Here is a 528-nt window from a genome sequence, read left to right as displayed (position 1 = left end):
CGCTCCCGACAGGGCCGGCAGCAGGGGAGCTCGTCGCCCTCGACGAGGCGCAGCCCGGCGGCGGGACGCCGCTCGGCGCAGCGGCGCCCGCCCTCCCTGCCGACGCACGGACGAGCGCCGCTTTCGCGGACGCCACCGCGCACATGCCGCCCCCGCCCGCCATGCCCGCCATCGCGCCCGCAGCGCTCCGTGCGACGGAGCCGGGCGCCGTGGTGCAGGCGCAGGACGACATCGACACCCAGCTGCTGCCCATCTTCCTCGAAGAGGCCGCCGAGACCATCGGCGAGCTCCACGCCACCCTGCGGCGCTGGCGCACCCAGGCCGACGACGAGGAGGCGCCACGTGCGGTCGCGCGCCTGCTGCACTCGCTCAAGGGCAGCGCGCGCATGGCGGGCGCGATGCGCCTCGGCGCCCACCTGCACGAGCTCGAGTCGCGCCTGGAGGACGGCCTCGCCGCGCGCGAGCCGGCCGCCGTGCTCGCCGAGGCGCTCGCACACGGCATCGACCGCTGCGAGCAGGTCATCGACG

Annotated in this window: 1 protein-coding gene; it reads left to right on the top strand. The window is 77.5% G+C overall.

The annotated features are described in order from the left end of the window. Positions 1-528: Hpt domain-containing protein (locus C667_RS23815; RefSeq protein ID WP_004392356.1), on the top strand; the 528-nt coding region annotated here is incomplete at both ends.

The sequence above is a fragment of the Thauera phenylacetica B4P genome (assembly GCF_000310225.1).
Classification (GTDB): Bacteria; Pseudomonadota; Gammaproteobacteria; order Burkholderiales; family Rhodocyclaceae; genus Thauera; species Thauera phenylacetica.
This window is presented reverse-complemented; position numbering and strand designations above follow the sequence as displayed.